Source organism: Kribbella qitaiheensis, from assembly GCF_042657745.1.
Classification (GTDB): domain Bacteria; phylum Actinomycetota; class Actinomycetes; order Propionibacteriales; family Kribbellaceae; genus Kribbella; species Kribbella qitaiheensis.
In genome coordinates, this window is the sequence record NZ_JBHSKE010000005.1 from 108,917 (window position 1) to 126,250 (window position 17,334).

17 protein-coding genes are annotated in these 17,334 nt (G+C 69.0%); 6 read left to right on the plus strand and 11 right to left on the minus strand.

Annotated features, from left to right (window positions below):
* Positions 1-180: 180 nt before the first annotated feature.
* The 4 genes from ACFPJ1_RS03585 to ACFPJ1_RS03600 all read right to left on the minus strand — a co-directional run bounded on the left by ACFPJ1_RS03585 (position 181) and on the right by ACFPJ1_RS03600 (position 6,497).
* The gene (locus ACFPJ1_RS03585; protein WP_380101355.1) at positions 181-2,715 is read right to left on the minus strand and encodes an ATP-dependent Clp protease ATP-binding subunit; all 2,535 of its coding nucleotides are present in this window, start codon (positions 2,713-2,715) and stop codon (positions 181-183) included.
* 345 nt (positions 2,716-3,060) lie between these two features.
* Complete coding sequence (locus tag ACFPJ1_RS03590) at positions 3,061-3,393, minus strand: histone-like nucleoid-structuring protein Lsr2 (protein ID WP_380101356.1); 333 nt, start codon at positions 3,391-3,393, stop codon at positions 3,061-3,063.
* Positions 3,394-3,688: 295 nt separating this feature from the next.
* Complete coding sequence (gene lysS / locus ACFPJ1_RS03595; RefSeq protein WP_380101357.1) at positions 3,689-5,209, minus strand: lysine--tRNA ligase; 1,521 nt, start codon at positions 5,207-5,209, stop codon at positions 3,689-3,691.
* Between the two features lie 10 nt (positions 5,210-5,219).
* A complete protein-coding gene (locus ACFPJ1_RS03600) occupies positions 5,220-6,497 on the minus strand; it encodes an MFS transporter (RefSeq protein ID WP_380101358.1) in 1,278 nt (425 codons plus the stop codon).
* Positions 6,498-6,555: 58 nt separating this feature from the next.
* Here ACFPJ1_RS03600 and ACFPJ1_RS03605 point away from each other — a divergent pair, with 58 nt between their 5' ends.
* The 4 genes from ACFPJ1_RS03605 (at position 6,556) to ACFPJ1_RS03620 (ending at position 9,281) form a co-directional block, all read left to right on the plus strand.
* Positions 6,556-7,128: an ArsR/SmtB family transcription factor gene (locus ACFPJ1_RS03605; protein ID WP_380101359.1), complete on the plus strand. Its 573-nt coding sequence runs from the start codon at positions 6,556-6,558 to the stop codon at positions 7,126-7,128.
* A 137-nt stretch (positions 7,129-7,265) separates the two neighbouring features.
* A complete protein-coding gene (locus ACFPJ1_RS03610; protein ID WP_380101360.1) occupies positions 7,266-7,712 on the plus strand; it encodes an NfeD family protein in 447 nt (148 codons plus the stop codon).
* Positions 7,700-8,554: an SPFH domain-containing protein gene (locus tag ACFPJ1_RS03615; RefSeq protein ID WP_380101361.1), complete on the plus strand. Its 855-nt coding sequence runs from the start codon at positions 7,700-7,702 to the stop codon at positions 8,552-8,554. Before ACFPJ1_RS03610 ends, ACFPJ1_RS03615 begins: the two co-directional genes overlap by 13 nt.
* A gap of 46 nt (positions 8,555-8,600) precedes the next feature.
* Complete coding sequence (locus ACFPJ1_RS03620; RefSeq protein ID WP_380101362.1) at positions 8,601-9,281, plus strand: DedA family protein; 681 nt, start codon at positions 8,601-8,603, stop codon at positions 9,279-9,281.
* Here the strand turns inward: ACFPJ1_RS03620 and ACFPJ1_RS03625 are convergent.
* Positions 9,267-10,577 (minus strand): hypothetical protein, encoded by a 1,311-nt coding sequence (locus ACFPJ1_RS03625; protein ID WP_380101363.1) that lies wholly within the window; start codon positions 10,575-10,577, stop codon positions 9,267-9,269. The two genes, ACFPJ1_RS03620 and ACFPJ1_RS03625, sit on opposite strands and share 15 nt — an antisense overlap.
* A gap of 83 nt (positions 10,578-10,660) precedes the next feature.
* Between ACFPJ1_RS03625 and ACFPJ1_RS03630 the strand changes: the two genes are divergently transcribed.
* A complete protein-coding gene (locus ACFPJ1_RS03630; RefSeq protein ID WP_380101364.1) occupies positions 10,661-11,068 on the plus strand; it encodes a TIGR03668 family PPOX class F420-dependent oxidoreductase in 408 nt (135 codons plus the stop codon).
* Here the strand turns inward: ACFPJ1_RS03630 and ACFPJ1_RS03635 are convergent.
* Positions 11,059-11,250, minus strand: a complete 192-nt coding sequence (locus ACFPJ1_RS03635) for a hypothetical protein (protein WP_380101365.1) — start codon at positions 11,248-11,250, stop codon at positions 11,059-11,061. The two genes, ACFPJ1_RS03630 and ACFPJ1_RS03635, sit on opposite strands and share 10 nt — an antisense overlap.
* A gap of 98 nt (positions 11,251-11,348) precedes the next feature.
* Between ACFPJ1_RS03635 and ACFPJ1_RS03640 the strand changes: the two genes are divergently transcribed.
* Positions 11,349-11,909, plus strand: coding sequence for a carboxymuconolactone decarboxylase family protein (locus tag ACFPJ1_RS03640; protein ID WP_380101366.1), 561 nt, complete (start codon positions 11,349-11,351; stop codon positions 11,907-11,909).
* Between the two features lies 1 nt (position 11,910).
* On the opposite strand, the gene ACFPJ1_RS03645 is transcribed toward ACFPJ1_RS03640, so the two are convergent.
* From ACFPJ1_RS03645 to ACFPJ1_RS03665, 5 genes are all read right to left on the minus strand, one after another.
* Entirely contained in the window at positions 11,911-13,356 is a 1,446-nt protein-coding gene (locus ACFPJ1_RS03645) for a multicopper oxidase family protein (protein ID WP_380101367.1), read from the minus strand.
* A gap of 35 nt (positions 13,357-13,391) precedes the next feature.
* On the minus strand, positions 13,392-13,835 hold the full coding sequence (locus tag ACFPJ1_RS03650) for a hypothetical protein (RefSeq protein WP_380101368.1): 444 nt from the start codon (positions 13,833-13,835) through the stop codon (positions 13,392-13,394).
* A 186-nt stretch (positions 13,836-14,021) separates the two neighbouring features.
* Positions 14,022-14,786 (minus strand): type III pantothenate kinase, encoded by a 765-nt coding sequence (locus ACFPJ1_RS03655; RefSeq protein WP_380101369.1) that lies wholly within the window; start codon positions 14,784-14,786, stop codon positions 14,022-14,024.
* Positions 14,786-15,640 carry a carboxylating nicotinate-nucleotide diphosphorylase gene (nadC, locus tag ACFPJ1_RS03660; RefSeq protein WP_380101370.1) on the minus strand — a complete coding sequence of 285 codons (855 nt, stop codon included), beginning with the start codon at positions 15,638-15,640 and terminating at the stop codon, positions 14,786-14,788. The genes ACFPJ1_RS03655 and nadC overlap by 1 nt, the downstream gene beginning before the upstream one ends.
* 4 nt (positions 15,641-15,644) lie before the next feature.
* Positions 15,645-17,333 carry an L-aspartate oxidase gene (locus ACFPJ1_RS03665; protein ID WP_380101371.1) on the minus strand — a complete coding sequence of 563 codons (1,689 nt, stop codon included), beginning with the start codon at positions 17,331-17,333 and terminating at the stop codon, positions 15,645-15,647.
* Between the last annotated feature and the right edge of the window lies 1 nt (position 17,334).

The following is a 17,334-nucleotide window of genomic DNA, read 5'->3' on the forward strand; positions in this document are numbered from 1 at the left end:
ACCACCCGTGGGACCGAGGCGGCAGAGGTACCTCCGGCGCGACCGTGGAAGCACGTGAAGCCGGAGGAATCAATGACTGTCGCGGCCGCTGCGCGGTCTGTCACCGCGCCTGAGTACGGCGAAGGGCCCCGCGGACTGGTTTCCGCGGAGCCCTTCGGTTTGCCTAGGCCAGAGCCTGGATCAGGTGTCCTGAAGGCCGGAGGGACCTCCGGCGATCTCGGTCAGCTCCAGGTCCGGGCTGGTAGCGGCCTTCTGGGTGCCCTTGAAGGTGAAGAACTCCGGCACGCCGTCCTCGCTGACGGTGCCCTCGGGGGCGACGTCGACGAGCACGATCTGGCCGGGACGCAGTTCCCCGAACAGGATCTTCTCGGCCAGCACGTCCTCCACGTCACGCTGCAGCGCGCGACGCAGCGGGCGAGCACCCAGGACCGGGTCGAAGCCACGGTCGGCGACCAGTGCCTTCGCCGCCGGGGTGAGCTCGATGCCCATGTCCTTGTCCTTCAGCCGCTCCTCCACCTGCGCGACCATCAGGTCGACGATCTTGACGATCGCTTCCTTGTCGTGCTGGTGGAAGACCACGATCTCGTCGACGCGGTTCAGGAACTCGGGGCGGAAGTGCTGCTTGAGCTCCTCCGTCACCTTCGCCTTCATCTTCTCGTACGAGCCGGAGGTGTCGCTGGTCTGCGAGAAGCCGAGGCTGCCCTTGGAGATGTCGCGAGTACCCAGGTTCGTGGTCATGATGATGATGGTGTTCTTGAAGTCGACCACGCGGCCCTGGGCGTCGGTCAGACGACCCTCGTCCAGGATCTGCAGCAGCGAGTTGAAGATGTCCGGGTGGGCCTTCTCCACCTCGTCGAACAGCACCACGCTGAACGGCTTGCGGCGCACCTTCTCGGTCAGCTGGCCGCCCTCTTCGTAGCCGACGTACCCGGGAGGCGAACCGAACAGCCGTGAGGCCGTGTGCTTCTCGGAGTACTCGGACATGTCGAGGCTGATCAGCGACTTCTCGTCACCGAACAGGAACTCGGTCAGCGCCTTGGACAGCTCGGTCTTACCGACACCGGACGGACCGGCGAAGATGAACGAGCCGCTCGGCCGGCGCGGGTCCTTCAGACCCGCACGGGTCCGCCGGATCGACCGGGACAGTGCCTTGACGGCGTCGGTCTGGCCGATGTAGCGCTTGGCCAGCTCCTCCTCCATCTTGAGCAGCCGGGAGGACTCCTCCTCGGTCAGCTGGAAGACGGGGATGCCGGTCGCGGTGCTGAGCACCTCGGCGATCAGCTCCTCGTCGACCTCGGCGACGACGTCCATGTCGCCGGCCTTCCACTGCTTCTCGCGCTCGGCCTTCGCGTTGATGAGCTTCTTCTCGTCGTCACGAAGACTCGCCGCCCGCTCGAAGTCCTGGGCGTCGATCGCCGACTCCTTCTCCCGGCGCACGTTCGCGATCTTCTCGTCGAACTCGCGCAGGTCCGGCGGAGCCGTCATCCGGCGGATCCGCAACCGGGAACCGGCCTCGTCGATCAGGTCGATCGCCTTGTCCGGCAGGAAGCGGTCCGAGATGTACCGGTCGGCCATCTGCGCCGACGCGACCAGGGCCGGGTCGGTGATGGTGACGCGGTGGTGCGCCTCGTAGCGGTCCCGGAGGCCCTTGAGGATCTCGATCGTGTGCGCGATCGAGGGCTCGGCCACCTGGATCGGCTGGAAGCGGCGCTCCAGCGCGGCGTCCTTCTCGACGTACTTGCGGTACTCGTCGAGGGTGGTGGCGCCGATCGTCTGGAGCTCACCACGGGCCAGCATCGGCTTCAGGATGCTCGCCGCGTCGATCGCGCCCTCGGCCGCGCCGGCCCCGACGAGAGTGTGGATCTCGTCGATGAACAGCACGATGTCGCCGCGGGTGCGGATCTCCTTCAGCACCTTCTTCAGGCGCTCCTCGAAGTCACCGCGGTAGCGCGACCCGGCCACCAGCGCGCCGAGGTCGAGCGTGTAGATCTGCTTGTCCTTCAGGGTCTCGGGCACGTCGCCACGCACGATCGCCTGGGCCAGGCCCTCGACGATCGCGGTCTTGCCGACGCCCGGCTCACCGATCAGGACCGGGTTGTTCTTGGTCCGCCGGGACAGCACCTGCATGACCCGCTCGATCTCCTTCTCGCGCCCGATCACCGGGTCGAGCTTGGACTCACGGGCGGCCTGGGTGAGGTTCCGGCCGAACTGGTCGAGCACCAAGGAGCTGCTGGGCGCACCCTCGGCGGGCGCGCCGGCGGACGCCGTCTCCTTGCCCTGGTACCCGCTCAGCAGCTGGATGACCTGCTGACGGACCTTGTTCAGGTCCGCACCGAGCTTGACCAGGACCTGCGCGGCGACGCCCTCACCCTCGCGGATGAGGCCGAGCAGGATGTGCTCGGTGCCGATGTAGTTGTGGCCCAGTTGCAGGGCCTCACGCAGGGAGAGCTCCAGTACCTTCTTGGCGCGAGGGGTGAACGGGATGTGCCCGCTCGGAGCCTGCTGCCCCTGGCCGATGATCTCCTCGACCTGAGAGCGGACAGCCTCCAGCGAGATACCCAGGCTCTCGAGAGCCTTGGCGGCGACACCCTCACCCTCGTGGATCAGGCCGAGCAGGATGTGCTCGGTCCCGATGTAGTTGTGGCTGAGCATCCTGGCCTCTTCCTGGGCCAGGACGACTACCCGACGGGCGCGGTCCGTAAATCGTTCAAACATCGCCAAAGCGCTCCTTGCCTCAGAGGAGTCGGACGTGCCGTATAGGCCGACCCCCGTACATGCATGCTAGTCCCCGGCACCGACAGGCTCGCTCTCAGCGAACAAGCTGCGACCTCTCGTACGGCCGCCAACTGGGGATCACAAGGGAACAACCTCTGTACCGGGCCCGGTGTTCCCGCCGCGCCCGGTGTTCGCCACCAGCGAATTCTTGGAGTTCCCTGTCCGCTCAGCTATCCGCGCGGGCCGGTATCGCCGTGGCGGTCCCCGTCGTGTCCACAGTGTGAAACGGCCGGAATGCGGACGGTCCCGGCACCATCGCTGGCGCCGGGACCGCAGTCCGGGGAATTACTTGGCGTCGTTGTACGCCGCCCGCACCTCGGCGGAGATACGACCCCGCTCGCTCACCTCGTAGCCGTTGTCCTTGGCCCACGCGCGGATGTCGGCGGAGTCGGTCGCGGACCGGCCCCGTCCGCGCGCACGGCCGCCGGCGCCACCGCGGCGGCCGGTGACCCGGCGCCCCGCTCCGACGTAGGCGGCCAGGGCGTCACGCAACTTGGCGGCATTCTTCTTGGACAGGTCGATCTCGTACGTCGAGCCATCCAGACCGAAGGACACGGTCTCGTCGGCCTTACCGCCGTCGAGATCGTCCTCGAGAACCACCTGGACCCTTTGCGCCATCGATGACAGTCCTTTCCGCGCCCGCCACCGGGCACAATCAACGTGCGGAATTGTTGCTCCTGATTTGTACCGCACAAACCGGCACCGTGTCATTCAACAGGCACAATGTAACCGAAAGATGTGACTAAAACCTCCGCACCCGGCGACGCAACGCATCCGTCGTGACCATCGGTATTCAGCCGGCTGCAGGACGGTCCGGCACAAAAATCGGACCCGGGAATGGATTTGGCCGTTGGTTGTGCTATGCAACGGTCCCCGGGTCCGATTTATCGGCGGCTCTCAGCGGCCAATCAGGTCACTCCGGACGAAGCAGCGGGAAGAGAATCGTCTCGCGGATACCGGCCCCGGTGAACAGCATCACCAGCCGGTCGACGCCCATCCCCATCCCGCCGGCCGGCGGCATCCCGAACTCCATCGCGCGGAGGAAATCCTCGTCCAGGTCCATCGCCTCGGGATCGCCGGCCGCGGCCAGCAACGACTGTGCCACCAGGCGTTCACGCTGGATCACCGGGTCGTTGAGCTCCGAGTACGCCGGCGCCAGCTCGACCCCGTTGATGATCAGGTCGAAAGCCTCGACCAGCCCGGGAATTGACCGGTGCGGCTTCGCCAGCGGGCGCACCGACTCGGGATAGTCTTGCACGAAGGTGGGCTGGATCAGGGTGTGCTCGACCAGCTTCTCGTACAGCTCCAGCGCGATCTCGCCGGCATTCCAGCCCGGCTGCAACTCGACCTGGTGCTGTTCGGCGAGCTTGGTCAGGGCGGCCGCGTCGGTGGTCACGTCCACCGGTTCACCGACCGCTTCGGAGATCAGGTCGAATACGCTCGCCTCGCGCCACGGCGCGCTCAGATCGATCTCGGAACCGTCACGTCCGGTCACCACCGTGCGGCCCACGGCCTCCGCCGCATTCAGGACCAGATCACGAAGCAAAGTCTTCATCGTGTTGTAGTCGCCGTAGGCCTGATAGGCCTCCAGCATCGAGAATTCCGCGGCATGAGTGGAGTCGAGTCCCTCGTTGCGGAAGGTCCGGCCGATCTCGTAGACCCGGTCCACGCCGCCGATCATCGCGCGCTTGAGATCCAGCTCGAGCGCGATCCGGAGCAGCATCTGCTGGTCGAAGGCGTTCAGGTGGGTCCGGAACGGCCGGGCCGCCGCGCCGCCGTTGGTCAACTGCAGGACCGGCGTCTCGACCTCGACGTAGTCCTGGGCGTCCAGGGTGGCGCGCAGCGACTTCAGCACGGCGGCCTTGATGCGGACCATGTCGCGCGCCTCCGGCCGGACGATCAGGTCCACGTAGCGCAGCCGGACCCGGGACTCCTCGCTCAGCGGCTTGTACTCGTTCGGCAGCGGCCGGAGCGTCTTGGCGACCATCTGCCAGGCGGTCGCCTGGACCGAGAGCTCGCCGCGGCGGCTCGTCACCACCTCGCCCTGCACGGACAGCAGGTCGCCGATGTCCACCAGCGCCTTGAACCGGGCCAGCTCCTCCTCACCGACGTCGGCCAGCGACAGCATCACCTGCAGCTCGGTGCCGTCGCCCTCGCGCAGCCGGACGAAGCAGAGCTTGCCGGTGTTGCGCAGGAAGATCACCCGGCCGGCGACGGAGACCTGCTCACCGGTCTTGGTGTCCGGCTCGAGCTCCTGGCCGTCGTACCGGGCTCGCAGGTCCTTCAGCAGGTGGGTCCGGGGCACCGTGATCGGGTACGGTTCGACCCCCTCGGCCAGCAGCCGGTCACGCTTCTCCCGGCGGACCCGCATCTGCTCGGGCAGGTCGTCCTGCCCGCTGTCGGGGGTCACCGGGTTCTCACGTGGCTCAGTCATGCCCCAAAGGCTAGTGACTGACTCCCCTCTCGACCGAATCCATTAGTACCGCCGAAGGCGGGCCGCCCTGCTCCGCCTGCCCGGGACGGCCACCCGCAGCCCCTCTCCCGGCCCGAATCAGGAGTACTGCGGCGACCACCGCCGCGACGGCGCAGCCGGTGCCGCCGGTCACGAACGTTGCCCGCGGCCCCAAGATGGAGCCGGCCAGGCCGCCGAGCAGAAGGGCCAGCAGGCTGCAGGCACGGGCGGTGCCGCCCAGCGCGGCGATCACCCGGCCCCGGACCAGTTCCGCCGACCTGGTCACCACCAGCGTGCTGGTCGCGGCATTCAGCATGCCGCTGCCGAATCCGACCGCGACAGCGCCGATCACGAGCGGAACCACCCCGCCGGCCAGGCCCATCAGGACGCAGGACAACCCGATCGCCGCCGTACCGGCGAGGACGGCGTGTGAGCGGGCGTTGTCGGTCCGCAACCGGCCGGTGAACCAAGCACCGGCGATCGCTCCGGCCCCCTGGGCCGCCAGGACGCCGCCGTACCCACTCGGGCCGAGGCCGATCTCGTCCGTGATCAGGAAGACCTCGACCACGTTGACGGCCTCTCCGACCAGGACGAACACCCACAGCGCCGGCACCAGGATCCGCAGCAGCGGGTCCGCGAACATACTCCGCAAGCCGGCCATCAGTGCACCGCGCTCCCGTACTGCGCCCGGCTCGGGGCTGCGGCGGGTCCGGACTACCCGGGCGACGAGCGCCAACCCGAGGAAGGTCGAGGCATCCACCAATAGAGCCCCGCGATCACCGGACCAGCCGACCAGTACGCCGCCGACGGCCGACCCGGCGAGAGTGGCTACGCCGATCAAGGCCTGACTCGTGCCGGTCGTGCGACCGACCAGGTCCTCGCCGACGATCCGCGGGATCAGGGCGCCCCACGCGGGTCCGGCGACGGCCTGGCCGATCTGCAGGACGCAGACCAGGGCGAGCGTGGCGGCCAGGCCGTGGCAGAACGCCAGGCCGACCCCGGCGGCCGCCTGCAGCAGCGACGACCAGACCAGCACGGTCCGCGAGTCGTAGCTGTCCACGATCCGGCCGGCGAACGGGATCATCACCACGGTCGGTACGGCGAAGGCCAGCAGCAGCGCGGTGATCGCACCCGGCCCGCCGTCACCGGAAACCCGCAGCATCAGGGCGATCAGCGCGATCGAGTCACCGGCGTACGACAGGGCGCGGGCGGGCAGCACGAGGCGGAGATCGCGGAAGGACCAGATCGAAGTCTGAAGTGATTGCTTCACAACTATGAAGTTAATGCTTCAGATATGCCGCGGTCAAGGGACCGGCTACGCTGTCGCCGTGGCCGCGAAGAAGAAGCGCCTGGTGCTGACCGATCCGCGGGCGATCCGCGCCCTGGCCCACCCGGCCCGGCAGCTGATCATCGAGGAGCTCTACAACGGCCGGGTGCTGACCGCGACCGAGTGCGCCGAGCTGGCCGGGCTGTCCCCGTCCGCGACGAGCTACCACCTGCGGGCACTGGCCCGCTGGGGCATCGTCGAGCGCGCGGACGACACCACGGACGGTCGCGAGCGGCCGTGGCGGGCGCCGGCGGTCAGCCTGGTCATCTCGTCGCAGGCCAGCGGCGCGGGCCGGCTGGCGAGCCAGACGATGATGCGCACGAACGTGAACCGGGTGATGGAGCAGTTCGAGGAGATGTCCGCCGACGACCCCTGGGACGGGATCAGCCTGATGAGCCGCGCCCGCCTGTGGCTGACGAAGGACGAGGCCGAGGAGCTCGGCAAGGAGCTCACCGAGGTGATCGACCGGCACCGCCGCGGCCGGACGGCGGCCGGCCACCCGGCGGCCACCCGTCTGGTCAGCACCCTGCTCGCCGTCGTCCCCACCGGCAAGGCCCCCGAAGAAGCCGACTGAGCCCGGCTGAGCCAGACTTGGGCCAGACTTGGGCCCGATTTGGGCGCTGTCCGAACTGTTAGCAGCGGGCAGGGCGCGATTCCGCCGCACCGGAGTACCTTCGAAGGAGAGGGTTTCTCCGCCGCGCAGGTGATCACATGCAGTCCTGGCTTCTCTGGCTGGCCATTGCCGCGGTGCTCGGTATCGCCGAGCTGCTGACGGCCACACTTGACTTGCTGCTGTTCGCTGTCGCAGCACTGGCCGCGGCCGCGATCGCCGCCCTCGGCCTGAGCGTGGGGCTGCAACTGCTCGCCTTCGCCGTGACGGCCGCCGCGATGATCACACTGGTCCGGCCGGTCGCTCGCCGGCACCTCAACTCGCACCCGCAGCTACGGACCGGCGTGGCCGCCCTGATCGGGCGGGAAGCGGTGGTCCTGAGCCCGGTCGGACGGGAGCCCGGCCGGGTCCGGATCGGCGGCGAGGAGTGGAGCGCGCGGTCCTACGATCCCGACGTCCTGATCCCGACCGGGACCACCGTCGACGTATTCGCGATCGAGGGCGCCACAGCCCTCGTGCATCCCCGGGAGGATCCATGGCCGAACTGATCGTCGGGATCGTGGTGGCCCTGCTGGCCGTCGTGCTGGTCCTGCGTACCGTCCGCATCATCCCGCAGGCCAGGGCGAGCAACGTGGAGCGGCTCGGTCGCTATCTGCGCACGCTCGAGCCCGGGCTGAACATCCTCATCCCGTTCGTCGACCGGCCCCGGCAACTGATCGACCTGCGCGAGCAGGTGATCTCGTTCGAGCCGCGCTCGGTGATCACCGAGGACAACCTGGTCGTCGACATCGACACGGTGCTCTATGTCCAGGTCACCGATCCCCGCGCGGCGGCGTACGAGATCGCCAACTTCGAGCAGGCGATCGAGCAGCTCACCGTCACCACACTGCGCAACGTGATCGGCAGCCTGGACCTGGAGAAGGTGCTGACGTCGCGCGAGCACATCAACTCGCAGCTGCGCGGGGTGCTGGACGAGGCCTCCGGCAAGTGGGGTATCCGGGTGAACCGGGTCGAGCTGAAGGCGATCGACCCGCCGCCGTCGATCAAGGAATCGATGGAGAAGCAGATGCGAGCGGACCGGGAGAAGCGGGCCGCGATCCTCACTGCCGAGGGCGTGCGGCAGTCCCGGATCCTGACCGCGGAGGGTGACCGGCAGGCCGCGATCCTGCGTGCCGAGGGCCAGGCGAAGGCGATCGACACGGTCTTCGAGGCGATCCACCGCAACGACCCGGACCCGAAACTCCTGGCCTACCAGTACTTGCAGATGCTGCCCGAGCTCGCCAAGGGTCCGGGCAACACCTTCTGGGTGATCCCGTCCGAGGTCACGGCGGCGCTACAGAACGTTACGAAGGCGTTCAACGGGACGCACCCTGAAATTCCCCGGGAATAGCTCACAGATCAGCTAAACGCTTGCGCGCGGGTGCCAGGATGGAGGTATGGGGGGATCAACACTGGACGCGCTGGCCATCGCTGTACCGACCGGCGGCGTCGCCGTACTGGCGTATCTCGTCGTCGGGCTGGTCATCGGCATCGAGAGCATGGGGGTGCCGCTGCCGGGCGAGACCACGCTGATCGCCGCCTCGCTGCTGGCTTCGCAGGGTGACCTGAACCTGGCGATCGTGATCGCGGCGGCAGCGACCGGCGCCATCATCGGGGACTCGGTCGGCTACTTCATCGGGCGCCAGGCGGGGCGCGGGCTGTTCGAGCGGCTCGGTCGCCGGTTCCACCACTTCTCGCCGGACCGGATCGAGAAGGCCGAGAAGTACTTCCACAAGTACGGCGTCTGGACCGTCTTCTTCGGCCGGTTCGTCGCGCTGCTGCGGATCTTCGCCGGACCGATGGCGGGCACGCTGCGGATGCCGTACCCGCGGTTCCTCGCCGCCAACACGGCCGGCGGGATCGCCTGGGCGACGACGATCGGCATCGTCGCGTTCAAGGTCGGCGACAACGCGGACAAGATCTTCGGGGAAGTCTCGGTCTGGGCTCTCGTGGTGATCGCCGTCGCCGTGGTCGCGGCGTACGCCGGCTACAAACTGCGCAAACGCCGCGGCGAGCGGGCTGATGCCCAGTCGCTGGAGGCGGGGCCGATGGCGGTCGAGACGTCAGCGGATGCTTAGCCTCAGGTGCGGCGTGACCGTGCTGTAGAGCGGCCGGCCCAGGAACGTCGCGCTCGGCAGCACGTACCGGAAGACGAAGAGACCCGGCCGCGCGGCCTTGAAGGGGTACACCACCTGGCCCCGCAGGATCCGCACCCGCTTGACGTTGTTCCACCTCTTGGACACTCGGTTCCACTGTTGCAGCAACGCGACCGAGTTCATCGGCGGCTTCACGATCGCGTAGACCGTGATCGTCTCACCCCGCCGCCGCGACGCCCCGCCGATGAATCCGGCCGATGCGACCCGTACGACGCCCCTCGTCACCGCCGCCTTGCTCGTCGAGGAACTCACCACCGATCCCACCCCGCTGTAGAGCGGCACGGTGACCATGTACGGACGGGTGCCCGCGGCGGTGACCGGTATGTCGTAGTACCCGCCCGTGCTGGTGATGCCGCGACCCGCAGGGGTCCACGGGGCGCGCGGCTTGACCTGCGTGAGGACGACCACCGGCAGTCCGGCCGAAGTGGTTCGTTGCTGCACGCAACTGGTCTCCGGGGCGCAGCGGACCTCCTGCAGGATCGCCCGGCCGCGGATCCTCATGGCCACGCTGAACTGCGCCGACCCGGGGACCGACGCGGTCGTCGTACTGGTCCGGCCCGCGATCTCGCCGCCGACCGCGGAGGTCCATTCGTTCTGGGAGCGGAGCTGGAAGAGGTACGGGGGCTTCAGGTCCTTGAGCACTATCCGGGTGGAGGTGGTGCCCGGTCCCATCGCGCGCAGCTGCTCCCCCGGCCGGCCGACGAGCGGCACGTAGAGCTGGGGACGCCCGGTGACGTCGAGGGGATCGTCGGGGCTGAAGTCCTGCGGGGGCGCCGGCACGGCCCAGCGGACCAGCACGTCCTGGCCGGAACTCCCGGTCGGGATGGCGGCCGAGGCGGACGGGCGGACCGGGCCGTCGGTGTCGAACATCGGCGATCTGGCCGGCTTGCTGGTGACACCGCCGGTCGACGTCCCCACCGCGACCGCGATCCGGTAGTTGCCGTCCGGCGGGAACTCCGAGCTCGGGATGTCCCAGGTGTTCGGCGCGTTGTCCGACAGGTACTTCACGTACGACGGGCTGGTGCTGAGCACGCCTTCGATGGTGATCCGGTTCGGCGCGTTCGAGTCCTTCCAGCTGACCCGGACGGCCTGGCGGCTGTCGCTGGCCCAGGCGAGCGTGACCCCGCTCGGCGTCGGGTCCGAGGAGCACGCGGTCAGCACCGTGGCTCCGCAGAGCACCGCGAGAGCCATCGCCAAGACAGCCCGCACCCTGACCATCTCGCCTCACCCCACCCTCACAGCAGCGACGGCTAGACCTTACCTAGTCAGAACAACTCGCGGACCGGCAGTAGGGTCGATCCGTGAGACTCGGGGCGGAGGTCTGCCGACAGTACCTCGGGACGGCCGAGCGCGCGTTCCTCGGCACCACCGGGGAGGACCTCCGGCCGCACATCGTCCCGGTCGTCTTCGCCCTCGCCGGCGACGAACTCGTGATCGCGATCGACCAGAAGCCGAAGTCCACCACGAACCTGCGCCGGCTGCGCAACCTCGCCTGGAATCCCCGCGTCGCCGTCCTGTGCGACCGGTACGACGCCGACTGGTCCCAGCTCTGGTGGGTCCGTGCCGACGGCGTGGCCCGGGTGGACGAGCAGAATCCGGCGGCGGTGGAGTCACTCGTCGCCAAGTACCCGCAGTACCGGCTGGACCCACCGCGTGGTCCGGTCATCACGGTGGCGATCGACACCTGGTCCGGCTGGTCCTACAGCTGAGCGGTGGACCGCTGGCTGGTGTCGTGATCAGCCGCGCAGGCCGGGCACAGTCCCCAGTAGGTGACCTCGGCCTCGTCGATCCGGAAACCGCTCCCGTCGTCGGCTCCCAGGCAGGTCGTCTCGCCCACGGCGCGATCGACGTCCTCGATCCGCCCGCAGCTCCGGCAGATCAGCTGGTACATGTACCGCAGCTTTCCAGCTGATCTGGAGTGAGTCAAGAAAACACTTTCGCGGGTCGCGATGGGACACACTTGTGGCCGACACGACTTCCGGGGGAATCATGGCCTATCTCGCTCCGTCCGACCCGCCCGAGGGCTTCCTCGAGGAGAACCGCTCGCCGGCCGGGCACATCCCGAACTTCGTCACGATGTTCGCCGCCCGGCCCGCGGTCTACGACGCCTGGAAGCAATTGAACGGCGCGATCAAGGCGAGCATGGACCTCCGCCGCTACGAGCTCGCCACGCTGGCCGCGGCGACGGCGCTGAAGTCCAGCTACTGCTGCCTCGCCCACGGCCAGGTCCTGGCCGAGAAGTTCCTGACCCCCGACGAGGTCGCCGCGCTGGTCCATGAGCCGTCCGACGACCCGGTCGATCGAGCCGTCATGTCCTTCGCCCGCAAGATTGCCGTCGCCGCCCACACCATCACCGAGGCCGACGTCGACACCCTCCGCGCGCAAGGCCTGTCCGACGAGGACATCCTGGATGTAGCCCTCGCCGCGGCCGCCCGCTGCTTCTTCTCCAAGACCCTCGACGCCACCGGCACCACCCCCGACCCGGCGTACAACAGCCTCCCCGCCACCCTGCGCGCGGCCCTCACCGTCGGCCGCCCGATCGACGCCTGACCTACTCGGGTTCGTTGCCGTTGGGGCCGTCGAGGTGGAACGGGGTGGTGACGCCCTCGTACATCAAGTGGGTGACCAGGCCCTGCGCGGCGTGCGGGAGGTTGTGGCAGTGGTCCATCCAGATGCCGGGGTTGTCGGCCAGGAAGGCGATCTCGTAGGTTTCGTCGTCCTCGACGTTGAGGGAGTCGACCCACCAGGGGCTGCCGGAGGCCGGCCGGCCGTTGCGGCTCAGGACCACCACGTGGTGGCCGTGCAGGTGCATCGGGTGGACCTGGCCGGAGGTGTTCTTCACAGTCATCCTGACCACGTCACCCTGCTTCACGACGAACATCGGTACGTCGGGGAACTGGTGGCCGTTGATCGTCCACCACAGACCGGGCTTGCCGTCGAAGAAGCCCGGGCGGCGGCCGATCCGGTACTCGAAGTTCCGATCCGCCGCTGACGGGTCAAAGGGCAGCGCGGCGGGCTTCCCGTAGGTCAGCAGATCGACCGGCTCGGGTGGTTCGCTACCGGTCGGCGCGTCGCCCTCGCCGATCACCAGGGTCGTCGGTCCGCCCCCCAGGCCGATCCGGATCGCCTTGGCCGGCAGGGTGATGGCCAGATCGATCCGGCCGCCCGCGGTCACGAGCACGGACTTCCCCTCGACCTGCGTCGGCGCGTTCACCTCGGTCCCGTCCACCGCGACCACCTTGTACGGCGCGCCGTCGACCCACGACGCCATCGGGCCGTTGTCCGTGTTGATCACTCGGACTCGCACGGCGGTTCCGGCAACTCCGGGCACCCGGCGTTCGCCGTACCCGCCGTTGACCGTGCGGACCTTGTCGTAGGTGTGGGCCACGGCGACCACGTCAGTGGGGCCGGGCGAGATCACCAGTACGCCGTACAGGCCGCCCTTGACCTGCTCGTGCGACAACTGGTGCGAGTGGTACCAGTACGTGCCGACGTCGGGAGCGACGAAGCGGTACTTGAACGTCTGCCCGGGCATCACCGCGTCCTGGGTGACGCCGGCGACGCCGTCCTGCGCGGCCGGTACGTCGACGCCGTGCCAGTGCAGCGTCATTCCCCCGGAGACAGACTCGTTGACCAGGGTCACCTCGACCAGGTCGCCCTTCTTCGCCTTGATCTCCGGGCCCGGCGAGGTGTGGTTGAGCGTGTAGCCCTCGGTCGGACCACGGCCGGGGATGTCGAAGCGTTCCTTGCGCGCGACGAGGTTCACCGAGACGTCGGCCGGGCGGTCCGGGGCCGCGGCCAGCGTGCTCAGGTCGGTTCCGTGGCCGGCGTGCATCATCGCCACCGACGGGCCGCCGCCGAAATCGGCGTACCCCATGTCCATCGCGGACAGGCCGCCGGGTACCAGGCTCTGCTGCCAGAACCAGCCGATCGGCGCCAGCAGCGCGATCGTGGCCAGCAGGCCGATCAGGACGCGGCGGGGCGGCCGGCGGGCCATCAGCTCCGCCGGCCGCTACTCGTTGCCAAGAGCATCTAGATGGACGCCTGGGTGGGCGTGGTGCCAGTCGTCGCCGGTGTCGGCGGGCCCGATGCCCGCCTGGCCGCGATGCCCGCGACGCCGATCAGCGCCAGCGCGTTGGCGCCGTGCAAGGCACCGATCGCGGGCACGCCGAAGGCCACGAACGCCAGGGCGATCTGCAGCACGACCAGACCGAAGACGATCGCCGCCCACTTCACACCGCCGGCGACGCCCGCGAAGAAGGAGACGATCAGCAACAGGATCGCGAGCAACGGGATGACCATGATCCCGAAGATGCTGTGCAGGTTGTGGCCGAAGTTGCGGTCGGAGTTCTCGGTGAGCACGGCACCGCCGTCGATGTCCTTCAGGACGGTGAACCACGCCAGCGCGATCGACATCGCCTGGACCAGGACGCCGAGCGAGATGAGGCCTGCGAGTACACGGTATGCGGATCTCATGATCCTCCCCCGGATCACAGCGACCCGCGCCGATGCGACCACGAACCCACCCCGTGGCCCCGGACCTCCCCGCCCGGGTGTCGCTCGTCCTCATGGTGATCCTCTGACCGCCCTGCGCACAACCCCGTTATCCGGTGACCTGGCGCGAACGGACAGTGACACTGCCCGATCGGACTTCGAAGGGGATCAGTTGTTGCGGGCAAAGGCCTGGTGCAGGCCGTGCAGGGTCAGGAACGGTTCGTGGTGGTCGATCTGGGCGCATTCCGGAACCACCAACGGAGCCAGCGCACCGGTCGCGACCACCGTGACGGTCGAGCGGTCCAGGCCCTGGTCGGCGATGATCCGGGTGACCAGGCCGTCGACCAGCGCGGCGAAGCCGAAGATCGCGCCGGACTGCAGCGCTTCCACCGTGTTCTTGGCGACCACCGACCGCGGGCGGACGAGCTCCACCCGGCGGAGCTGGGCCGCCGAGACGCCGAGCGCGTCCACGGAGCTCTCGATGCCCGGGGCAATCGCCCCGCCGACGAACGCGCCGGCGGGGTTGACCACGTCCACCGTCGTCGCAGTACCGAAGTCCGCCACGATGCAGGGGGCTCCGAACCGGTGGACCGCGGCGAGCGCGTTCGCGATCCGGTCGGTTCCCACCTCGCGCGGGTTGTCCACGAGCACCGGAAGCCCGGTCTTCACGCCCGGCTCGACGACCACGCTCGGTACGTCGCGGTAGTACCGCGCGACCACGTCCCGGAGTTCGTGCAGGACGTGCGGGACCGCGGAGCAGACCGCGATTCCCGAGACCGGGGACTCCCCGGTCAGCAGCCCCTCGAGCAGCACCGCCCACTCGTCCGCCGTACGACGGGAGTCCGTCCCCACCCACCAGTGCCGCTTGACCGTGTCCTCGTCGATCAGGCCGACCAGCGTCCGGGTGTTCTCGACGGCGACGGCGAGCAGCATCAGGCCGCCTGGAGGTCCATGCCGATGTCGAGGACGGGCGCAGAGTGGGTCAGGGCGCCGACGGCGAGGAAGTTCACGCCGGTCTCGGCGACCTCGCGGGCCATCTCCAGCGTGAGCCCGCCGGAGGCCTCGAGCCGGGCCCGGCCTGCCACCTTCTCCACTGCCTCGCGCAACTGCTCCACGGGCATGTTGTCGAGCAGGATCAGCTCAGCACCGGACTCGACGGCGATCACCGCGTCGTCCACGGAGTCAACCTCGACCTCGATCGAGATGTCCGGATAGGCCTTGCGGACCAGCCGGTACGCCTCGGCCACGCCGCCCGCGGCGATCACGTGGTTGTCCTTGATCAGGGCGGCGTCGGACAGCGCCATCCGGTGGTTCTTGCCGCCGCCGCAGCGGACAGCGTACTTCTCCAGCGAGCGCAGCAGCGGCATCGTCTTGCGGGTGTCGCGGATGACCGCTCCGGTACCGTCGACCGCCGCGACCCAGCGACTCGTCAGCGTGGCGACGCCGGACAGGTGGCAGAGCAGGTTCAGCGTGGTGCGCTCGGCCGTCAGCAACTGCCGGGTCTTGCCGCGCACGGTCATCAGGACGTCACCGGCCTTGACGGTGGCGCCGTCCGCGACCGAGTGCTCGATCTCGACCTCTTCCTTGCCCGCGACCAGGCGGAGCACCAGCTCGGCGATCTGCAGACCCGCGACCACGCCGTCGGCCCGGGCCACGAACTCCGCCACCGAGACCTGGTCCGCCTCGACGGTGGCCGTGGTCGTGACGTCCACGCCTCCGGCCAGGTCCTCCTCGATGGTGGCCCGGACGAGGTCCTCGACCCACGGCCTGTCGAGTGTTTCATCCATGCTGCTACTTCCCCTCCGGTGATGCTTCGCCTGTTGCTGTTGTTTCTGCTGCCTGGTGCGCCACGAATGTCGTGGCGGGCCGGGCCGAATCTTCCTCGGCCGGAAGAGTGATGTCCAGACTGCCGGACCACTTCCGGTCGTCACGATCCGGGTGATCCTCCCGCCAGTGCGAGCCGCGGCTCTCCTCCCGGGTGGTAGCCGCGGCGATCAGGGCGGCCGCGACCGTGATCAGGTTCGTCGCCTCCCATCCGGGTGTTCCCGGATCTCCGGCCGGCTGCTCGATCAGCTTGCCGAGGGTTGCACCCGCCTCTGACAGCCCGCCGGCGCTCCGGATCACGCCGGCACCGACCGTCATCACCCGCTGCAACTCCGGTACGACGTCCGCGTCCACCAGCCCGGGCACTCGGTGATCGACCGCGGGCTCTCGCAGTACCGGCATCTTCTCGGCCAGGGATCCGGCGATCCGCCGGGCGAAGACGAGTCCTTCGAGCAAGGAGTTCGAGGCGAGCCGGTTCGCGCCGTGCACGCCGGTACAGGCAACCTCGCCGCAGGCGTACAACCCCGGCACCGAGGTCTGGCCGTACAGGTCGGTCCAGACTCCGCCGGAGGAGTAGTGGCACGCGGGGGCGACCGGGATCAGCTCGCGGACCGGGTCGATGCCGTGCGACCGGCAGGAGGCCAGGATGGTCGGGAACCGCACCCGCCACTTCTCGTCGCCGAAGTGCCGGGCGTCGAGGTAGACGTGATCCTTGCCGGTGGCAAGCATTTGCCGCATGATCGCCTTCGCCACGATGTCGCGCGGGGCGAGGTCGGCGAGCTCGTGCTGCCCCTGCATGAAGCGGTTGCCCTCGTGGTCGACGAGGAACGCGCCCTCGCCCCGGACGGCCTCGGACACCAACGGCTGCTGGCCTTTGGCGCTCTTGCCGAGCCACAGCACGGTCGGGTGGAACTGGATGAACTCCAGGTCCCGCACCTTCGCCCCGGCCCGCAGCGCCAGCGCCATACCGTCGCCGGTGGAGACACTCGGGTTCGTCGTCGCGGCGTACAGCTGGCCCAGTCCGCCCGACGCGAGGATCACCGCGCGGCTGCGGATCGCCCCGACGCCGTCCAGCTGGCCCTCGCCCATCACGTGCAGGGTGACGCCCGCGACCGCACCGTCCTCGGCCGTCAGCAGGTCCAGCACCAGCGCGTGTTCGATGATGCGGATGTCGTCGGCCCGATTCACCGCGGCGACCAGTGCCCGCTCGATCTCCGCGCCGGTGGCGTCCCCGCCGGCGTGCGCGATCCGGTTGCGGTGGTGGCCGCCCTCGCGGGTCAGTGACAGGTCTCCCCCGGCCTGGGTGTCGAACCGCGCGCCCAGGTCCATCAGGTCGCGGACCGCTTCGGGTCCCTCGGTCACGAGCACCCGTACGGCGGTCGGGTCGGACAGCCCGGCACCTGCCACCAGGGTGTCCTTCAGGTGGTCCTCCGGGGAGTCACCCGGACCGAGTGCCGCGGCGATCCCGCCCTGGGCCCATTGCGTGGAACCCGAGGCGACGACGTCCTTGGTCACCACGAGCACCGAGCCGAGCTCCCGGGCGCGCAGGGCGGCCGTCAGCCCCGCGATCCCCGAGCCGATCACCACCACGTCCACGGTGTCGGTCCAGCCGGGTTCGGGCGCAGCCAATCGCTGCGGCACAGCAGGAGCAGTCATC